At 62.5% G+C, this 277-nt stretch carries 1 protein-coding gene; it reads left to right on the top strand.

Annotated features, from left to right (window positions below):
• Positions 1 to 66: 66 nt before the first annotated feature.
• Positions 67 to 277, top strand: a 211-nt coding sequence (locus NHN26_RS17425) for a transposase (RefSeq protein ID WP_253090554.1), incomplete at its 3' end; no start/stop codon positions are given.

Consider the following 277-nt stretch of genomic DNA (forward strand, 5'->3'; position numbering starts at 1 on the left):
TGAGGTGGTCCCCAGAAACTGGACAGTTTGCTAAGCTTGCCGCCGAGGAAGACGAGGACGAACAGCGTGGCTGGCAAACGGAAGAACTACAGCGCGGACTTCAAGGCGAAGGTGGCGCTTGAAGCCATTCGTGGCGAGGCGACGATCGCCGAGTTGGTGGCGAAGCACGGCGTGCATCAGACGGTGATCCATTCCTGGAAGCGTCAGGCGCTCGAGGGCATGGCCGCGATTTTCTCGGGCAAGGCCGAGGCGAGGGCAAGGCCGAGGCGAAGGCAAG

The sequence above is a fragment of the Rhodovulum tesquicola genome (genome assembly GCF_024128855.1).
In the GTDB taxonomy this organism is placed as follows: domain Bacteria; phylum Pseudomonadota; class Alphaproteobacteria; order Rhodobacterales; family Rhodobacteraceae; genus Rhodovulum; species Rhodovulum tesquicola.